Below are 17,628 nucleotides of genomic sequence, written 5' to 3'. Positions count from 1 at the left end.
CCGGCCACGCAGCCGTACGCGCTGAACTGAGCACCACGGCGCGCCCGGTCGCGAACCGAGGCGCCCAAGAGGTGAGGACCCGGGCCGAGACGGCCGATCACCAGGCACCCCGGGTCCCCGGGAACGGCGGCACCTCGTCCATCGCCCGCAGCAGCCTGCGCGCCGGTTCGGCCTCCTCCGGCCGTACGGACAAGGCGAGACCCGCGACGAGCGGCCGCCCCGCACGTACGGCCGCTCGCGCGGCCGCCTCCCAGCCGGGCTGCTCCCGGTAATGCGCGCGGTACTTGTCGGCGCGCATCAATCCTGGCCTGATGTCGACCTAACGGGCAGCTAACGCTCATCCGGCGGTGGCCGGAAGAGCGGGGCAGGCCACCTTTGGACGTCGGGCGGTGCCGGAACGGTACGGTAGGCACGTGGCGTCGACACACAGCAGGTCAGCAAGGGGTGAGGCGGCGGAGGCCATCACCTACCGGGCGGCGGAGAGCGAGCGGGACCGGTCTGCCGTCATCAAGGGCGAGTTCACCTCGGACACCGTTTTCGAAGTGGTCCGCTCCGAGCACGGGTTCACTCTTCGGCCAGTGCCGCTGGACCCGCCGGTGCACAAAGTGTTCCCTGACGACGAGTCGGAGAGCGACGAGGCCACGGGCGACGAGCGCCGGTTCGTCGCGTTGGACGGCGATCACGTGTGCGGCTATGTGGACACCGCGTACGAGCCCTGGAACCGGCGGCTGACCATCGTCGACATTGAGGTGGCCGGGCCGTACCAGGGACGGGGCATCGGCCGCACGCTGATGCGATACGCCGTCGAACGGGCCCGGGAGTGCGGCGCCGGGCACGTGTGGCTGGAAGTCACGAACGTCAACGGTCCGGCCGTCCGCGCCTACCAGCGGATGGGGTTCGGTTTCTGTGGCCTGGACACGACGCTGTACAGCGGTACCGCGTCCGAGGGCGAGACGGCGCTGTTCATGAGCCTGCCTCTGTAGGCGGTTCCTCGACGGTCCCTCGACCGAGCAACGGCCGGTGCGTCCGTACCGGACATCGGGTCGACCAAGTACTGGCGGGCCCGGCCCGTGCGGTCGACCATGGCACGCATGAGTGACCACCCCGCACGCTGGAGCCGGGCGACCACCTACCCCGACATGTGGGCCGACCCGGACGACGACCCCCGCGACTCCGAAGGCGACGGACCCGAGGGCGAGTCGGCGACATTGCTGGACTTCCTGACGAACTACCGCCTCACCCTCCGCATGAAGTGCGAGGGCCTGGACGCGGAGCAACTGGCACGCCGGTCGGTACCACCGTCGACGATGTCCCTGCTCGGCCTGGTCCGGCACCTCGCCGAGGCGGAACGGGACTGGCGCAACTGGATCAGCGACGGCGACCCGCTGCCGAAGCTGTACAGCGCGCGGGACGCGGACTTCGACCAGGCCGTCGCCGAGCAGTCCGAGGCCGACACCGCGTACCGCGACCTGGAGCGCGAACAGGCCGCGACCGATGCCGCGCTGGCCGGCCACCCGGATCTCGGCGAGCGCCTGGGCAGGGAGCGCGTCTCCGTCCGGGAACTGCTGGTGCACCGGATCGAGGAGTACGCCCGCCACTGCGGCCACGCCGACCTGTTGCGCGAGCGCATCGACGGAAGGGTGGGCCAGTAGCGCCCGCGTCCCGCCGGAACGCCGTTCCTCCCCGAGCTGCGTGATCGCTTCTGGCATCCGCCGGTTCCCGTCACGCGCCCCCAGGGCAGAGCCGCCTCACCGGGAGGCGGCCGGACCCGGGGAGCCCCCATGGCACCGACCGCACCCGACTTCGGCCCCCGCATCGACCCGTACGCACCGTACGATCCGCAGCGCGACTGCGACCCCACGGCCAAACCCGGCGTCATCGGCTTTCGCGACCTGGTCCTCGCCGCCTACGCGGGCACCAGGGACCTGGGCATCAGCCGGTCCTGCGGCAGCGGCGGACAGAGCGAGCACAAGGAAGGCCGGGCCTGGGACTGGGGCGTCGAGGTCAACGGCCAGGCCCACCTCGCCGACGACTTGATCACCTGGTTGCACGCCACCGACCGGCACGGCAACCCCCACGCGCTGGCCCGCCGCTTCGGCATCATGTACATGATCTGGAACCGCCGCATCTGGATGGCGAACCGCCCCGACGCCGGCTGGCAGCCGTACCGGGGCAGCAACCCCCACACCAACCACATCCACTTCAGCTTCTCCTGGCCCGGCGCCCGCAAGGAGACGACCTGGTGGACGGGCGCGGCCCCCGGGCGGCCGTCCGGGCGAGCGTGGGAATTCCGTCGGTGGTGGACACGGGTTCGGGCATGGTGATCTTCGGGGTGGAGGCGTCGGGCGGGGTCACCCATCGGTGGCAGACCGCTCCTGGGGGCGCGTGGTCGGGATGGACCGGGCTGGGGCGTCCGGGGAGCCGGGCGGTGGGCCGGCCGTGGGCTCTGGTGGGGCGTTACGGCAAGTTGGTCGTCTTCGTGCGGGGGGAGGACGGCGCGCTGTGGCACACCTGGCAGTCGGAGGCGGGGGAGTGGGCGCCTGACTGGGTGGCGTTGGGCGGGCGTCCGGCAAGTGATCCGGCGGTGGTTCTGAGTCCGAATGGCGCGTTGTCGGTGTTCGCCCGCGATGCGGGGGCCGGGTGACGCACACGTGGCAGCGGGGGCCGGAGCAGGGGTTCGCCTGGAATGACACCTGGGTGGACATGGAGGGTTCCGTCCGTGGGCGGCCTGTTGTTCTGGTGGGACGTGACGGTGGGATGGTGCTGTTCGCGCGGGGCGCCGACGACGGGTTGCAGCACCGCTGGCAGACGGGTGTTGGGGGACCGTGGTCGGCGTGGACACCGTTGCAGGGGCGTCTGGCGAGTGACCCGGCGGTGGTTCTGAGTCCGCATGGTGCGCTGTCGGTGTTCGCCCGCGATCCCGGTGGGCGCGTCACCCATACCTGGCAGCGTGGCCCGGAGCATGGTCATACGTGGAACGATGGGTGGGTGGACATGGAGGGGTCGGTGCGCGGGCGTCCTACGGTTCTGGTGGGGCGCGATGGCGGGATGGTGCTGTTCGCGCGGGGTGCCGACGATGGGTTGCAGCACCGCTGGCAGACCGGTGTCGGAGGTCCGTGGTCTGGCTGGGCTCCCTTGCACGGGCACCTCGTGAACGATCCGGCCGTCGTGCTCGACCCGCACGGTTCTCTCTCCGTCTTCGGGCGGGGGCCGGACGGCCGTGTCACGCACACGTGGCAGCGGGGGCCGGAACAGGGCCATGCCTGGAACGACACCTGGGTCGACATGGGAGGCGACCTGTCCGACGACCCACCGGAGGCCGGGGCCGGGGCCGGATCCGGAGCCGAGAGGGAGACCCACGCCGAGACCGAAACCGGCGGCGCCTCCGGTACCGCTCCCCTCCCCACCCTGACGTCCGGATAGACGTCGCCGACTCCGCCGTACGGCCGTCCCGCGCACACGGGGGTGCGGGGCGGCCGTACGGCGGCTTCACAAGTGCCAGCGGGCTTCCTCGGCCGGCGCGTAGCGGCACATCGCGCCGGTCGACACGGACGCCTGGAGGTGGGCTGCGAGTTCGGGGTGGTGCGCCGCCAGGCGGCGCAGGCTGTCGCGGATACGGGCGGTCACGTTCTTGCGGGCGCGGTCGGTCTCGTCGCCCAGGCGGCGGGGGCGTCCGGCGAGCCCGGCGGCGTTTCGGAGTTCGGCGAGGAGGGCTTCCCGCTCGCGGTCGTATGCCGCGGCCGTGCGGTCGTCGCCGCGGGCAGCTGCCCTGTCGATCTCGTCGTCCAGAACTTCCAGGCGACGCCGGTAGCGGGTCTTCGCCTCGTCGTCCAGGACCGCATCGCTTCCGAGGGCGCCCGCGGCCGCGGCCACGGGCGCACTGTCCGGGTACAGCAGGCGCATGGCCGGGACGTCCTGGCCTGGACGGCCGAGCAGCGTGTGCAGGTCCGCCAGTCCTTTGGCGTCGGGTACGTGGGCGGTGCGGCCTGCGTAGCGGAGACGCCATACAGCTCCGATACGTGCGAACTCCCGTGCTGGTGAAGTGGACTGTGTGGACGGAGTGGGTGTGGGCGAGGGGCGGAGACTGCGGGAGCGGTCGGCGATGTGCGGCATGCCCAGTTCGCGAGCCTCGGACTCGGCGTCGCGGAGCAGCGCGGTGGCCCGGTCCTCGTCGTCGGGGCCCGCGCGGGCGAGCAGGGCGCGGGCCAGTTCCATACGGGCGCGTACCAACCAGGGGCGGCCATGGAGCCGGTCGGCGGACTGCCGGGCAGCGCTGAGGTCCCGTACCGCTGCTTCCCATCGCTCCTCCGCAGCGTGCAGCAGGCCCGACCACAGTGCTGCCGGGCCGCTGATGTCCCAGCCGAACAGGGAGACCAGCCACTGCCCCCGGTACGGCTCCAACGCGGCGTGCGCCTGTCGGCAGCGCGCCGGGTCCTGGGACGCGGCCGCGCTCTGCGCCAGCAACCGGACCCGCAGCGGGGCGATACCGCGCTCCAGCACGCTGTCGCCGGGCGGACCGTCCCCGGGCCAGGGCACCGCTCCGGCCGAGGCGTTGCCCCGCTCCAGTGCGGTGATGCCCGCCAACAGGTGGGTGTACAGAGGGTCATGTCCCGGTGTCGCGTGGTGGGCCCGTTCCGCTTCCGGGAAGGTGCCCTGGAGGAGGGAGAGCGCCCAGCGGTGGTGGCCGATGAAGTACTGGTAGTAGTTGACGTGGGTGCCGCTGAGGGACAGGGTCCGGGCGAGCAGGTCGTCGGCCTCGGGGAAGGGCCCCATGAACGCGTAGACGACGCTGCGGTCGATGACCGAGATCATGCTGGTCCGGGGCAGTCCGCAGGCGTCCTCGCCGGCCACCATGGCGTAGAACTGCCGGAGGAACGCGGGGTCGTCCAGTTCGAGCAGGGCGACCCAGCGCATGGAGGCCGCCAGGTGCTCCATCCAGGCATCGGCCCGGCGGCGGGACACCTCCATCAACTCTCCGGCGACGGCGACCCGCTGTGCCGCCGTGCGCGGCTCCCACACCGCGTGCAGGCGCGCCCACAGCCCCAGGTGCAGGGCATCGTCGTCCCCGGCGGCGCGGGCGGCCGCCACGACACGGCAGGCCACCTCCTCCACGGGCCCGGCACCGCCGGGAGCACCGGGGGCTCCGACTCCGTTGCCTTCAGGACGAGCACCGACCCCGCCGCCCTCAGGACGAGCACCGGTAACCAGTACGCGGCGTGCCTCCCGCAGCATCCGGGACTTGAGCCCGGTCCCGTCGCCCCGGCCGTCCGCGTTGTGCAGCGTGAGCGCCACGCGGCCCACGAGCGCGGCGTCGCCCGTGCCGGACGCCAGCGTCGCGGCGTCCTCGTACACCAGCCAGGAACGCTCGTGCTCGCCGAGGAGTTGGAGTTCGGCGCCGAGGTCGAGGGCGAGCAGCACGTGGCGGCGTGGATCGCCGGTCCCGAGCCGTTCCAGCGCGCGCCGGTAGTGCCCCACCGCCTCTTCGCTGGCCAGCCTGCACACCGCGTGCCGGGCCGCGGCCGCCAGGATGTCGACCGCCTCGCCGGCGTCGAGGTCCGGGCCGGCGAAGTAGGCATGTCGGGCCAGATCGGTCGGCCGCGCCCGGTCCCCGGCGCCGGCCGTGCACCGCAGCGCGCGTACGGCGGCGGCGTGCAGGTGGCGGCGCCGGTCCTCCGCCAGCCCGTCGTACAGGGCCTCCCGTACCAGGTCGTGGGTGAAGACGTACGTATCGGCCGCCGCCGGCTCCAACAGCCCGGCCGCGACCGTCTCCCCGAGGAGTACGGCGGCGTCCGGCTCCGGCGTCCCGGCCGTACGGGCCAGCGTTCCCGGCTCGAAGCGGCGGCCCAGCACGGCGGCGGCACCGAGCAGCCGTACGGTGGGCCCGCCGAGCAGCGACAGCCGCCGGTGCACCACGGCGCGGACCCCGGGGGCGACGGCGGCCACGGACTGGCCGGCGGACCACAGTCGGGCCGTCTCCTCCACGAAGTACGGGTTGCCGCCGGTGCGTGCGCACACCTCGGCGGCCGTGGCCGCGTCGGGCCGACTGCCGGCCGTACGCGCCACCAGCTCCTCGACCTGCGACGGGGCCAGGCCCGCCAACGCGACGGTGGTGGCTTTCGCCGCCAGCCGGGGCAGCAGCGGCCGCAGCGGGTGATCGGGCCGCTGCACCTCCACGTCGCGGTACGTGCCGATCACGAGCAGCCGCTCGAACCAGGCGTGCTGTGCCGTGAACTCCAGCAGGCGCAGCGACGCGGTGTCCGCCCAGTGCAGATCCTCCAGCACCACGGTCACCGGGCGAATCCGCGAGATGACGGTCAGCAGGGTGGTCACCGCGTCGAACAGCTCGAAGCGCACCGCGTCCCCGGCACCCGCCTCTTCGCCCAGCAGCACGGAGAGCGCTCCTCCGGCGGCCGTCGCCGCGGTCTCCCACTCCTCGGCGGCCGCGCTCCGCCGCAAGCTCCGCACCGCCTGCGTCCACGGCCAGAAACCGGGTGTGCCGTCGAAGTCCCAGCAGGCCCCGTGCACCACCAGCATGTCGCCGTGCTCCCGCGCCTCGCCCACCGCGCTGCGCACCAAGGCCGTCTTGCCGATGCCTGCCTCACCCGTGACCAGTACCAGCCCGCCGTGACTGGCCCGCGCCCGCTCCAGACGGGATCGCAGCATCCGCACGCTGTGTTCCCGACCGATCAGCGCGGTTTCCATGGGGCCGTCCTTCCGGGCGCGGGTTCGCGGATTGTGGACGGCGGTTCGTAGCTCGTAGCTCGTGGTCTGCGGGCCTGCGGACCCGGGTTTTTGGGCCAGCGGGCTCCCGGGCTTACCGGCTCCCGGCTCCCGGGCTGCCCGGCTCCCGGTACGCCCGCGTCCGGACAGCCGGACGCCGTGCCATGCCATGCCGTCACTGCCTTGATAGCCGCAGGCCGGGAAGGCGCGCGGCGTTACGGACCGACGTCACCTTCCCGAGTGCACGGGATTCCGGGTGTGCTTCCGGAGAGGGCGGTGCGCTGCCCGTTGTCGGTCACCTGTCAGGGCTGTCGGCCCGATGTCACCGCCCTGTCAGCGGGGCCCGGCACCCTTCCAGAGATCCCGCCGGACGCCCGTCCGGCAGCCACGCGACACACAAGGAACACGCACCATGACCACGCACGTCACGATCATCGGCGCCGGCCTCGGCGGCCTCACCCTGGCCCGCGTCCTGCACGTCCACGGCATCCCGGCCACGGTCTACGAGGCGGAGCCTTCCCCGACGGCCCGCGCGCAGGGCGGCATGCTCGACATCCACGACTACAACGGACAACCGGCCCTCCGGGCCGCGGGCCTGATCGACGAGTTCCGCGAACTCGTCCTGGAAGGCCGCCAGGCGATACGGATCCTCGACCGGGACGGCAGCGCCCTGTTCGACAGGGCCGACGACGGTACGGGCGGGCGCCCCGAGGTGCAGCGCGGTGAGTTGCGCCAGATCCTGCTCGACTCGCTGCCGGCCGGCACGGTCCGTTGGGGCCACAAGGTCAGCGGCGCCCGCGCACTCGGTGCGGGCCGCCACGAGGTGACCTTCGCCGACGGCACCACCGTCACCACGAGCCTGCTGGTCGGCGCGGACGGCGCCTGGTCACGCGTCCGGCCGCTGCTCTCCGACGCCACCCCCGAGTACACCGGCAGGGCTTTCGTCGAGACCTGTCTGTTCGACAGCGACAGCCGGCACCCGGCCACCGCGAAGGCGGTCGGCGGCGGGTCGCTGTTCGTGCTCGCGCCGGGCAAGGGCATCCAGGCTCACCGGGAGCGGGGCGACACCCTGCACACCTATGTGGTGCTCACCGAGCCGCTGGACTGGTTCGACGCCGTCGATTTCACCGATCCCGCCGCGGCCGCCGCGCGGATCGCGCAGGAATTCGCCGGCTGGGCCCCGGAACTCACCGCGCTGATCACCGACGGCGACACCGCGCCGACCCTGCGCCCCGTCCACACCCTGCCGATCGGCCACCGGTGGGACCGGGTCCCGGGAGTGACCCTGCTCGGCGACGCCGCCCACCTCTCGGCTCCGAACGGCGAGGGCGCCAACCTGGCCATGTACGACGGCGCCGAACTCGGCACGGCCCTCGCCTCGCACCCTGACGCCATCGAGACCGCCCTCACTGCGTACGAGCAGGCCATGTTCCCCCGCGCCGCCGAAGCCGCCGCCGAGGGCATCCGACTCCACGAATACCTCTTCGGCGACGACGCGCCCCACAGCCTCGTCACCGCGTTCCTGGAAGACGAGCAGCAGGGCTCATGAGCCACCAGGTGCACGGGGCGCGGCCGTCCACGGCCCGCCCTCCCGGGTCCAAGGCCGTAGCTTCTCCGGGTTGCGGACCGCCCATATCCGGGTGGCGCGCCCGCCGGAGACGTCGAACGCGGCCACGGTCACGACGACGCCGGCCCGCCGGGCCACCAGGCCCGGCACTCCGTTGACCGACCGCTCCAGGAGTTCGAGCCCGGGGGCCTGGTCGGCGACAGCGGCCAGGTACGGGGCGATGCGCGCCCCGCCCTCGACCGGGCGCGGGACGGCACCGGCCAGACCGCCGCCGTCGGCGGTCAGCACGGCGGCCGGGTCGAGAAGACCGACGAGCGCCGCGATGTCCTTGGCCTCCCACGCCTCCTTGACCCGCCTCAGCACGTCCGCCCGGCCGGTCGCCGAGGGCCACGCGGTGCGCGCGTCGCCCACCCGCCGCCGGGCGGAGGCCGCCAGCTGCTTGCAGGCCGCGGGAGTCCGGCCGAGAACGCCGGCGATCTCGGCGAACGGATACCGGAAGACGTCGTGCACGACGAACGCCACCCGCTCGGCGGGCGTCATCGCCTCCAGGGCGACGAGAAAGACCATGCCCACCGACTCGTCCAGCACGATCCGGTCGGCGGGATCCGCGCCGCCGGTGCCGACACCCTCCGCCTGACCCCACTCGGCGCGGTCGGGCAGCGGCTCGGGCAGCCAGGCGCCGACATGGCGTTCACGACGGGCCCGCGCCGAGCCGAGCAGGTCCAGGCAGATGCGGCTGGTCACCGTCGTCAGCCAGGCGCCGGGGGACCGGATCTCCTCCCGCCGGTTCCGCGGCAGCCCGTACCAGCGTCCGTAGGCGTCCTGTACGGCGTCCTCGGCCTCGGTCACCGAACCCAGCAACCGATAGGCAACATTGATCAGTTGACGTCGTTCGTCAACCGTCCCGCCCGCTCCGGCCCCGGCCGCCCCGACAGTTCCCATGCTCCCGGCCGCCCCCTCGCCTTACCTTCCGCAGGCCCGCGTCGTCGAGCTGATGAGACCTTATCGACCTGCTGCCCGTGGACGGGGACCTGTTGCCCGCGGACGGGAGAGAGGACTGTGACATGACCCCTCAGTCGACGATGAAGAAGACGAAGACGGCGGCAGCGGAAGCTACGACGGTGAACACATCGCGCCACCCCTCCTTCCTGCGGATCGCGATAGCCCTCCAGACCCTGACCGTCTTCCTCCAGGCAGTCACCGCCGGACTGCTGCTGACCTCACCCTTCGGAGCGACGCTGCACAGCGCCGGAGCCCGCGTGATGTACGGGGCGTCGATGCTTTACGTCCTCGCTGCGGTACTGGCGTGGAAGCCGGGCGGCGGCCCGGCCCGGCCGATCTGGCACGCGTCAGGCTTTCTCGTACTCGCCTCGGCCCAGGTGGTGCTCGGCATCGCGCACGTCTCGTCGGCCCATCTCCCGCTGGGTGTTCTGATGTTCGGCCTGAGCGTGCTGGCTCTGGCCCGGCGCTGAAGCCTGATTGCCGGAGCTGGGCCGTCGCGCCTGACCGCTGCCGTCCGTCCGCAGGAGCTGTCGGATGTCGCGCACGGCCGCGCGTCCGGCGCGGTTGGCGCCGATGGTGCTGGCGGAGGGGCCGTAGCCGACGAGGTGGACACGGGGGTCCCGGACGGCGCGGGTTCCGTCCAGGCGGATGCCGCCGCCGGGCTCGCGAAGTCCGAGAGGCGCCAGGTGGTCGATGGCGGCGCGGAACCCGGTGGCGTACAGGACGGTGTCGGCCTCGACGGTGTGGCCGTCGGACCAGACCGCGCCGGTCTCGGTGAGGCGGTCGAACAGCGGCAGCCGCTCCAGTACCCCGCGTTCGCGCGCCTGCTGCATGGCCTCGGTCATCGGCAGCCCCGTCACCGACACCACGCTCTGCGGCGGCAGGCCCTCCCGGACCCGTTCCTCGACCCGTGCGACGGCCGCCCGGCCTTGCTGTTCGTCGAACGGGCCCTCGCGGAAGACCGGTGGGCGGCGGGTCACCCAGGCGGTCCCGGCGGCGACCTCGGCGATCTCCAGCAGCTGCTGGACGGCCGAGGTGCCGCCGCCGACGACGATCACGCGCCGCCCCGCGAAGTCCTGCGGCCCGCGGTAGGCGGAGCTGTGCAGTTGGCGGCCGCGGAAGACGTCCTGGCCGGGGAAGCGCGGCCAGAAGGGCCGGTCCCAGGTGCCGGTCGCGTTGACCAGGGCCCGGGTGGCGTACGTCCCTTCCGAGGTCTCCAGCAGGAGCCGGCCGTCCGCGCCGTCGCGTACGGTCCGGACGTCCACCGGCCGGTGCACCCGCAGCCCGAAGGTCCGCTCGTACGTGTCGAAGTACGCGCCGATCACCTCGGAGGACGGCCGGTCCGGGTCGGCGCCGGTCAGCTCCATACCGGGCAGCGCGTGCATCCCGTGGACCTTCCCGTACGTCAGGGTGGGCCAGCGGAACTGCCACGCGCCGCCCGGCCGCGGCGCGTGGTCCAGCACGACGAAGTCCCGGTCCGGCTCGTACCCCACCCGCCGCAGGTGGAAGGCGGCGGCCAGGCCGGCCTGGCCGGCTCCGGCCACGACGACCTCGGTCTCCCGCACCCCGATGTTGTTCATGTTTCTACCAACCAGGGTGGGGGTGAAAATCTTCCGCGGGCCCGCAGAGCCTCACGCCTTCAGTCCCCGCCCTTTCAACGGCCTCCCGCGACCAGGAGCGGCGCCGCCCCGGGGGCGGAAACCGGACGCCCGCCGGCCGCCGGACCATCGGGGCGGTCAAGGACACCGGGCAGCAGCCCTCGGGCGGCCAGCTCGGGCCGCACCCCCTCGCCGAACCAGTACGCCTCCTCCAGATGCGGATAGCCGGACAGGACGAAGTGCTCGATGCCGAGAGCGTGGTACTCCTCGATCCGGTCGGCCACCTCCGTATGGCTGCCGACCAGCGCCGTTCCCGCCCCGCCGCGCACCAGGCCCACCCCGGCCCAGAGGTTCGGGGAGACCTCCAGCTTGTCGCGGGAACCGCCGTGCAGGGCCAGCATCCGCTGCTGGCCCACCGACTCGCTCTTGCCCAGCGCCTGCTGCGCGGCGGCCACGGTGTCCGCGTCCAGATCGCCCAGCAGCCGGTCCGCCGTGGCCCACGCCTCCTTCGCCGAGTCGCGCGAGACGGTGTGCAGCCGGATGCCGAAGCGGACCGTACGGCCCTCCCGCGCGGCGAGCCCCGAGATCCAGTCGATCTTCTGCTTGACCTGCTCGGGCGGCTCGCCCCAGGTGAGGTACACATCGACGTTGCGGGCGGCGACCGGCCCGGCGGCCGCCGACGAACCGCCGAAGAAGATCTCCGGGAGCGGGTCCGGCGGCAGCGCGGTCAGACCGCCCTCCACCTGGTAGTGCTCCCCGTGGAAGTCGAACGGGGCGCCACCCCACACTCCCTGTACCACCTGGAGGAACTCGTCCGTACGGGCATATCGCCGGTCGTGGTCCAGCGTGTCACCGAAGCGCCGCTGCTCGGTGGAGTCGCCGCCGGTCACCACGTTCAGCAGCAGCCGGCCGCCGGAGATCCGCTGGTACGTGGCGGCCATCTGCGCCGCCAGCACCGGCGAGATCACCCCGGGCCGGAAGGCGACCAGGAACTTCAGCCGGTCGGTGACCTGGGTGAGCGCGGTGGTGGTCAGCCAGGCGTCCTCGCACCACGTTCCGGTCGGTGTGAGGACCGCCTCGAAGCCCAGTTGCTCGGCGGCCTTGGCGATCTGCGCCAGGTAGTCGATGTCGGGTGCCCGTACGCCGCTGACCGGGGTGATGCGGTCGCGCCGGACGCCGCCGTCGGTGTACGCGTGCCGGTCGACGAGGGTGCGCCCGTCGCCGCCGGTCGGCAGGAACCAATGAAGATGCACGGTCACGGTGTTCAGCCGGCCTTTCCTGGAGAGCTGTCGGTGTGCGGAGGGCTGCCGGCGCCCGGGGAGCTGCCGGTGCCCGCAGAGTCGTAGGTACGCGGCGCCGTGCTCGAAGGCGGCAGGCTGCCGTTGAACCGGGTGTCGACGAAGGAGGAGAAGTCGACGCGGCCGGGGATCAGCCGGAGCGCGGCGAAGGTGTCGGCGATCTGCTGCTCGGACGCGACGGCCGGCCGGTCCAGGGCCACCGTCACCGCCGTACCCCGCGTCTGTTTGACTGCCGCCAGCGCCACGTCCCGGGGCAGGCCGGTCTCCGCGGCCCACGCCTTCGCCGAGGCGTCCGGGTGCCGGTGGACCCAGTCCTGCGCCCGCCGCAGCCGGTCGACGTAGTCCTTGAGCGCCGCCGACTTCTCGGGATCGTCCAGGGCGGCGGGCGCGGCGACCTGGAAGCTGAGACCGTTGACGACGCCTTCGCCGGTGGTCAGGATCCGCGCGTCGGTCTGGTCGAGAGCCTGCGAGGTGTACGGGTCCCACACCGCCCAGGCGTCCACCCGGCCGCGGCTGAACGCGGCCAGGGCGTCGGCCGGCTGGAGGTGGTTCAGCGTCACGTCCTGCGGCGTCAGCCCGGCCTTCTTCAGGGAGGCCACGAGCTGGTAGTGCGCGGAGCTGCCCTGCGCCACCGCGATGGACTTCCCCTTCAGCTGCGCGGGCCGGGTGAGCGGTGAGTCCTTCTTGACCAGCACCGTTTCGCCCGCGGACGAGCCGTGCGTCGCCGCGATCACCTTGAACTTCGAGTGCGCCGCCGCGGCGAAGACGGGCGGCGTGTTGCCGACCCCGCCGACGTCCACGGCCCCGGCGTTGACCGCCTCCAGCAGGGGCGGGCCGGAGGTGAAGGTCGACCACTGGATGCGGTAGGGGAGGTTCTCGAGTTCCCCGGCCGCCCGCAGAACGGCCTCGGAACCGCCCTTCTGATCACCGACGTTGAGGGTCACGGACCCCTTGCCGTCCGTCCCGCCTCGGGCTCCGCCGCTCCCCGAACCGGTCGCCCGGGACGCCCCGCCGCACGCGGTGAGCGTCAGGAGGAGGAGGGGGACCAGGAGGGCGGGGAGCAGCAGGGCGGTGCGCGCATGCTTGCGAGTTCCGTTCCGTCGCTTCACGTCCTCTGCCTCTGCCACTGCCACCTGCGACCCCTCACTGCCCGACCGCACGGTCCACCCCCTCCACTCCCAGGCGGTCCAGCAACAGTGCGCGCAGGCCGGCGAACCGGGGGTCGGCGATGTCACGCGGGCGCGGCAGATCGATCTTGTTCTCGTACGCGATCACACCGTTCTCCATCACCAGCGCGCGGTCGGCCAGCAGCAGCGCCTCGTCCACGTCATGCGTGACCAGCAGCACCGCGCAGCCGCGCTCCTGCCACAGTTCGGCCACCAGCTTCTGCGCCTTGATGCGCGTCAACGCGTCCAGCGCGCCGAACGGCTCGTCCAGCAGCAGCAGATCGGGTTCGCGTACCAGCGCCCGGGCCAGCGAAGCCCGCTGCGCCTCGCCGCCGGACAGCGTCTTGGGCCAGGCATCCGCACGGTGCCCGAGACCCACCTCGGCCAAGGCCCGCTCCGCCAGTCCCCGTTCCGGGTTGCCCGGCAGCCCGAGCAGCACATTGCGCCACACCCGCTTCCACGGCATCAGCCGGGGCGCCTGGAAAGCGACGGCCTTGCGCCGCGGTACCAGCACCTGGCCCTCGACCTCCCGGTCCAGCCCGGCCAGTACCCGCAGCAGCGTCGACTTGCCGCAGCCACTGCGCCCGAGCAGCGCGACGAACTCACCCGGCGCCACGTCCAGCCGCAACCCGTCGATCACGGCCCGGCCACCGAACGCCCGGCCGAGCCCCCGCACCCGTACGGCAGCGCCTTCCGCCGCCGCACCCCGCACGGCCTCCCGGCCCTCTCCTCCCTCTCCACCTTCTGCTTCCGGCGCGGGCCCGGTAACTGTCTGCGTTTCCGTCACCGGCCGGTGAACGTCGGTCGCCATTGCAGCAGCAGCCTTTCGAGAGTGCGGACGATGAAGTCGGCGAGCAGCCCGAGGGCCGCGTACACCACCAGGCAGACCACGATCACGTCGGTACGGAAGAACTCCCTGGCCTGGTTCATCAGGAACCCGAGACCGTCGTCGGCGTTGACCTGCTCGCCGAAGACGAGCGCCAGCCAGGCGGTGGCGAGCGAATACCGCAGCCCCGTCATGGCACTCGGCAACGCCCCCGGCAGTACGACATGCCGGATCAGCCCCCAGCGCCCGAGCCCCAGCGAGGTGCCGGCCTCCACCAGCTGCGCGTCCACACCGCGAATCCCGGCGTACACATTCAGATACAGATGAAAAGCCACGCCGAGCGAGATCAGCGCGATCTTCGGCGCCTCGCCGATGCCCAGCCAGATGATGAACAGCGGGATCACCCCCACCCACGGCACGGACCGCAGCACCTGCACCACGGGATCCACCAGGTCCTCACCCAGCCGCGACAGCCCGGACGCCAGCGCCAGCAGCACCCCGGCGAGCACGCCGACCACGAGCCCGACGGCGACGCGTTGCAGTGACACGAACATCGCCGACGGCAACGTCCCGTCGGACACCAGCGTCCAGGCCGTACGGGCGATGCTCCCGGGCGAGGCGAGGATGTCGCTCTCCAGCGCCCCGCTCGCACTCAGCGCCTGCCACAACACGAGCAGGAGCACCGGCACCACGGTCCGGCGCAGCCAGCGTGGTGCGCTCCGGCGGCCGGCCGACACGGGTACGACGGGGATGAGGTCCGGCCCGGTACGCGGCCCGACGGCCGGTGCCACCGGGGTCGCCGCCCGCTCGGCGCGCGGCGGCGCGGCACCGGGCGGCGCGGCCTGATCAACAGTCATGAACACTCCAAGACAGAGGTGGCGGCTCACCCCTTCCGTGCCGGGTACAGCGGGAACACAGCACCGGGTACGCGGCACGGCTGCGCCGAACCGAACACATGAAGGGAAAGGGATGTGCCAAGAACACGCCGAAACGCGCGGCTCAGGCGTCGAAAACCGTCAGGAAACGCCGCTCCGATCAGCGGCACGAGTGGCGTCGGCGACCTGAGGTACGCCGACCGAGCGCCGGGACGTCAGCGACGTGAAGACGTCAACAGCCGCGGCGACACGCGGAGGACGCCACCCGCAGCAGGTCGATGTGACCGCGCGTGGTGAGCCGGGCTGACGTAGACATGTCGCTGAACGTAGCGGCGTGCCTGAAGAAGGGTCAAACAGCGTCTCGCCTGCTGGACCTTTGTTGCGCGGGCATTGCGCGCGGGTCGGGCGGCCGCCGTGCCGGGATTCGTATGTCCGATCTGAGAGGATCGGAGCATGGCTGCTAGTTTCACGACGCGAGAGATCGACGTCAGGACCGGTTCGCACGAGGTGGTCCACGACCTGACCCGGGAGTGCGCTTCCTTCCTGCGGGAGGCCGCCGACGGCCGGGACGGTCTGCTCAATGTTTTTGTACCGCACGCAACCATGGGCGTGGCCCTGATCGAGACGGGTGCGGGCAGCGACGACGACTTGCTGGCCGCGCTGCGGGATCTGCTGCCGGCGGACGACCGGTGGCACCACCAGCACGGAAGCCGGGGTCACGGCCGCGACCACGTGCTGCCCGCACTCGTACCGCCGCACGCCACACTTCCCGTCGTCAGCGGTGAGCTGGCGCTGGGAACCTGGCAGTCCGTCTGTCTGGTGGACACGAACGTGGATAACCCGAACCGGCAGGTACGGCTGAGTTTTCTCGGTTAGGGCGCCGCGTCAGTGGGACTGTAGAGGCGAAGTCCGGCCGCACCAAACGACCTGGCAGAGTGCCGTTGCCGTTCCAGAGCCCTCTCGGATCTGCCGTCCACAGTGATCGAGAGCTGCGTAGGTCGGCCGCACCAGAGCCTCATGCTCGTACTGACCGAGCAGTAGGTATCGGGTGGCCTCGCGAGGACTCCGGAGAGAAGATCTTCTCCCCGGAGACGGGGTGGTTTCCGTTCTCCGTGGATCAGTTTGCAGCGAGCGTTGCACTGCACGAGTGGATTCACGGACGGTCCGGCTCAGCTCAGCTTATTCCTGTAGCGGCAGGTGTGGCAGCGGTCGCGTCTGTCTCTCCCTGCGGGGTAGAACACGCCAGCGCAGTAGGGTTCTTTCACCGCCGTCCGCCTGGGAGATGCGTGATCGAGCTGTCGGAGTTGATACGCCGCTACCGGCACGAGCCCCCGTGTCCGCGCGAGGTCTCCTCTGGGCGGCCATGGACGTCCGTCGGCCTGGACACGGTCCGCGCCTGCCGCGGACGTTTCTGGAGCAGGCTGCCTCGGGCTACCTCAGTGACGATGAATGGGACATGTTGGATGATGCCTGGTTTGAGCAGACATCCGCCTATCTAGCAGAACCGTGTCGGGGTGCCAGAGGCCCACTGCGCCCGAACCACCTTCGCCCTGGTATGGGGGGCGGAAGTCAGCCGGCCGTGCTATCAGCTCGTCGACTACCTTGAGCAGCACGCCCATGTCGAACGTCGGCATTTCAGTCCGCCAGCCGGATTCTGAGAGGCAGCAGTCCACGCGGCGCCCCGCACGTCCGGCAACTCGCCGATGCCGCAGAACAGCAGTGGCGCCTGCGCCGCGCAGCCCACTTGTTCGCGCACGTCGCCGGGTAGCACGATGACAGGGTGCTTCACGGCGTTACTCGGTCACGTATTCACGCAGGGGTACTGCCGGACGCCGAGCGTTCCCTGACCAGCCCGTTTCTCAACGCTGCTGCCGGGCCGGCCAGCAAGTCCGACGAGTACTGGGCTTATGCGTCAGGACGTGCTTCAAGCGCTGATGGACGCGCACAAGGCAGCGGAACAGTGCCACGATGAGGCGAAACTCGCCTCGCTGTGGGATTGTGCCGAGACTTTCGCGTCCCGGACGCGACGCGAGCGGCACCCTTGCGAGAAGCCGCTTCGGACATGAAAGCCGCTGAGAGGTTGATAGCCGAGACGGTCGAGGAAGGGAACACGCGGCTCTTGTTCAGCCTGGCCTCGATCAGAGAACTGGCGGGAGACCGCGAGGCGGCTACTCGGTACGCACTCGAAGCTGCCGATCAGGGTGACTCCGGTTTCCTCGGCGTCTTGACGGAGCGGAGGGAACGGGATCACCACCCGGCAGCTCGACGGCTGGCTCACCACGCGGCTGATGCTGGGTGCGCGCATGCCCTGGTCCGGCTGGCCATGCTTCGCACCTCGGCGGAGGAGACCGACAGCCAGTGGTTGTGGCTCTGGCGATATGGCCTGACCGCAGATGGCTGCATCGGCCGACCTTGGTGACGTTGCGAGCTGTGGGTCAGAAGCAGCGGGCCGCCGTCGGCAGTCTCCTCCTGCGGAGGAGTTTCCAAGGACTTGTCCAATAGGGAAAGACCCAACTTCCGTGGCCACGGGAAGGAAAGGATCGCATGCAGAGGACCCACGGCCATGCTACGAAGGC

General features: G+C 71.7%; 16 protein-coding genes and 1 pseudogene. 8 read left to right on the top strand and 9 right to left on the bottom strand.

Going from position 1 to position 17,628, the window contains the following annotated elements:
• Positions 1-97: 97 nt before the first annotated feature.
• Positions 98-298 carry a hypothetical protein gene (locus tag ACEXOX_RS04185; protein WP_406519146.1) on the bottom strand — a complete coding sequence of 67 codons (201 nt, stop codon included), beginning with the start codon at positions 296-298 and terminating at the stop codon, positions 98-100.
• 115 nt (positions 299-413) lie between these two features.
• Between ACEXOX_RS04185 and ACEXOX_RS04180 the strand changes: the two genes are divergently transcribed.
• The 4 genes from ACEXOX_RS04180 to ACEXOX_RS04165 all read left to right on the top strand — a co-directional run bounded on the left by ACEXOX_RS04180 (position 414) and on the right by ACEXOX_RS04165 (position 3,423).
• Complete coding sequence (locus ACEXOX_RS04180; protein WP_406519145.1) at positions 414-983, top strand: GNAT family N-acetyltransferase; 570 nt, start codon at positions 414-416, stop codon at positions 981-983.
• Positions 984-1,082: 99 nt separating this feature from the next.
• On the top strand, positions 1,083-1,652 hold the full coding sequence (locus tag ACEXOX_RS04175) for a DinB family protein (protein ID WP_406519144.1): 570 nt from the start codon (positions 1,083-1,085) through the stop codon (positions 1,650-1,652).
• A 129-nt stretch (positions 1,653-1,781) separates the two neighbouring features.
• Positions 1,782-2,324 carry a hypothetical protein gene (locus ACEXOX_RS04170; protein ID WP_406519143.1) on the top strand — a complete coding sequence of 181 codons (543 nt, stop codon included), beginning with the start codon at positions 1,782-1,784 and terminating at the stop codon, positions 2,322-2,324.
• A 433-nt stretch (positions 2,325-2,757) separates the two neighbouring features.
• A complete protein-coding gene (locus ACEXOX_RS04165; RefSeq protein ID WP_406519142.1) occupies positions 2,758-3,423 on the top strand; it encodes a hypothetical protein in 666 nt (221 codons plus the stop codon).
• 66 nt (positions 3,424-3,489) lie between these two features.
• Here the strand turns inward: ACEXOX_RS04165 and ACEXOX_RS04160 are convergent, their stop codons facing one another.
• Positions 3,490-6,702, bottom strand: a complete 3,213-nt coding sequence (locus ACEXOX_RS04160) for an ATP-binding protein (RefSeq protein ID WP_406519141.1) — start codon at positions 6,700-6,702, stop codon at positions 3,490-3,492.
• Positions 6,703-7,132: 430 nt separating this feature from the next.
• On the opposite strand from ACEXOX_RS04160, the gene ACEXOX_RS04155 reads away from it, so the two are divergent.
• Entirely contained in the window at positions 7,133-8,269 is a 1,137-nt protein-coding gene (locus tag ACEXOX_RS04155; RefSeq protein ID WP_406519140.1) for an FAD-dependent oxidoreductase, read from the top strand.
• Here the strand turns inward: ACEXOX_RS04155 and ACEXOX_RS04150 are convergent.
• Complete coding sequence (locus ACEXOX_RS04150) at positions 8,264-9,229, bottom strand: sigma-70 family RNA polymerase sigma factor (RefSeq protein ID WP_406519139.1); 966 nt, start codon at positions 9,227-9,229, stop codon at positions 8,264-8,266. The genes ACEXOX_RS04155 and ACEXOX_RS04150 overlap by 6 nt on opposite strands.
• 140 nt (positions 9,230-9,369) lie before the next feature.
• Here ACEXOX_RS04150 and ACEXOX_RS04145 point away from each other — a divergent pair, with 140 nt between their 5' ends.
• Positions 9,370-9,759 carry a hypothetical protein gene (locus ACEXOX_RS04145; protein ID WP_406526221.1) on the top strand — a complete coding sequence of 130 codons (390 nt, stop codon included), beginning with the start codon at positions 9,370-9,372 and terminating at the stop codon, positions 9,757-9,759.
• Between the two features lie 27 nt (positions 9,760-9,786).
• Here ACEXOX_RS04145 and ACEXOX_RS04140 read toward each other — a convergent pair.
• The 6 genes and pseudogenes from ACEXOX_RS04140 to ACEXOX_RS04115 form a co-directional block, all read right to left on the bottom strand.
• Positions 9,787-10,869, bottom strand: a pseudogene (locus ACEXOX_RS04140) (NAD(P)-binding domain-containing protein); the annotation flags it as partial.
• 74 nt (positions 10,870-10,943) lie between these two features.
• Positions 10,944-12,146 (bottom strand): LLM class flavin-dependent oxidoreductase, encoded by a 1,203-nt coding sequence (locus tag ACEXOX_RS04135; RefSeq protein WP_406519138.1) that lies wholly within the window; start codon positions 12,144-12,146, stop codon positions 10,944-10,946.
• Positions 12,147-12,151: 5 nt separating this feature from the next.
• A complete protein-coding gene (locus tag ACEXOX_RS04130) occupies positions 12,152-13,294 on the bottom strand; it encodes an ABC transporter substrate-binding protein (RefSeq protein WP_406519137.1) in 1,143 nt (380 codons plus the stop codon).
• A gap of 34 nt (positions 13,295-13,328) precedes the next feature.
• Positions 13,329-14,162 carry an ABC transporter ATP-binding protein gene (locus ACEXOX_RS04125; protein WP_406519136.1) on the bottom strand — a complete coding sequence of 278 codons (834 nt, stop codon included), beginning with the start codon at positions 14,160-14,162 and terminating at the stop codon, positions 13,329-13,331.
• Complete coding sequence (locus ACEXOX_RS04120) at positions 14,135-15,034, bottom strand: ABC transporter permease (RefSeq protein WP_406519135.1); 900 nt, start codon at positions 15,032-15,034, stop codon at positions 14,135-14,137. The genes ACEXOX_RS04125 and ACEXOX_RS04120 overlap by 28 nt, the downstream gene beginning before the upstream one ends.
• A 250-nt stretch (positions 15,035-15,284) precedes the next feature.
• A complete protein-coding gene (locus ACEXOX_RS04115; protein WP_358970165.1) occupies positions 15,285-15,368 on the bottom strand; it encodes a putative leader peptide in 84 nt (27 codons plus the stop codon).
• A gap of 137 nt (positions 15,369-15,505) precedes the next feature.
• On the opposite strand from ACEXOX_RS04115, the gene ACEXOX_RS04110 reads away from it, so the two are divergent.
• Positions 15,506-15,928 (top strand): YjbQ family protein, encoded by a 423-nt coding sequence (locus tag ACEXOX_RS04110; RefSeq protein WP_406519134.1) that lies wholly within the window; start codon positions 15,506-15,508, stop codon positions 15,926-15,928.
• Between the two features lie 1,186 nt (positions 15,929-17,114).
• Positions 17,115-17,471, top strand: a complete 357-nt coding sequence (locus ACEXOX_RS04105; protein WP_406519133.1) for a hypothetical protein — start codon at positions 17,115-17,117, stop codon at positions 17,469-17,471.
• Positions 17,472-17,628 lie beyond the last annotated feature (157 nt).

Origin of the sequence: Streptomyces sp. Ac-502, assembly GCF_045222935.1 — a bacterium.
GTDB lineage: Bacteria > Actinomycetota > Actinomycetes > Streptomycetales > Streptomycetaceae > Streptomyces > Streptomyces monomycini.
Note: the sequence above shows the minus strand (reverse complement) of the source record. Positions and strands in the feature narration are given on the sequence as shown.

Bases quoted from the DNA above. Each gene is read 5' to 3' on its own strand.
- ACEXOX_RS04175 (WP_406519144.1), top strand. From the start codon at position 1,083: ATGGCACGCATGAGTGACCACCCCGCACGCTGGAGCCGGGCGACCACC.
- ACEXOX_RS04150 (WP_406519139.1), bottom strand. From the start codon at position 9,229: ATGGGAACTGTCGGGGCGGCCGGGGCCGGAGCGGGCGGGACGGTTGAC.
- ACEXOX_RS04125 (WP_406519136.1), bottom strand. From the start codon at position 14,162: ATGGCGACCGACGTTCACCGGCCGGTGACGGAAACGCAGACAGTTACC.
- ACEXOX_RS04170 (WP_406519143.1), top strand. From the start codon at position 1,782: ATGGCACCGACCGCACCCGACTTCGGCCCCCGCATCGACCCGTACGCA.
- ACEXOX_RS04110 (WP_406519134.1), top strand. From the start codon at position 15,506: ATGGCTGCTAGTTTCACGACGCGAGAGATCGACGTCAGGACCGGTTCG.
- ACEXOX_RS04145 (WP_406526221.1), top strand. From the start codon at position 9,370: ATGAAGAAGACGAAGACGGCGGCAGCGGAAGCTACGACGGTGAACACA.
- ACEXOX_RS04120 (WP_406519135.1), bottom strand. From the start codon at position 15,034: ATGACTGTTGATCAGGCCGCGCCGCCCGGTGCCGCGCCGCCGCGCGCC.
- ACEXOX_RS04165 (WP_406519142.1), top strand. From the start codon at position 2,758: ATGGTGCTGTTCGCGCGGGGCGCCGACGACGGGTTGCAGCACCGCTGG.
- ACEXOX_RS04160 (WP_406519141.1), bottom strand. From the start codon at position 6,702: ATGGAAACCGCGCTGATCGGTCGGGAACACAGCGTGCGGATGCTGCGA.
- ACEXOX_RS04155 (WP_406519140.1), top strand. From the start codon at position 7,133: ATGACCACGCACGTCACGATCATCGGCGCCGGCCTCGGCGGCCTCACC.
- ACEXOX_RS04105 (WP_406519133.1), top strand. From the start codon at position 17,115: ATGAAAGCCGCTGAGAGGTTGATAGCCGAGACGGTCGAGGAAGGGAAC.
- ACEXOX_RS04185 (WP_406519146.1), bottom strand. From the start codon at position 298: ATGCGCGCCGACAAGTACCGCGCGCATTACCGGGAGCAGCCCGGCTGG.
- ACEXOX_RS04115 (WP_358970165.1), bottom strand. From the start codon at position 15,368: ATGTCTACGTCAGCCCGGCTCACCACGCGCGGTCACATCGACCTGCTG.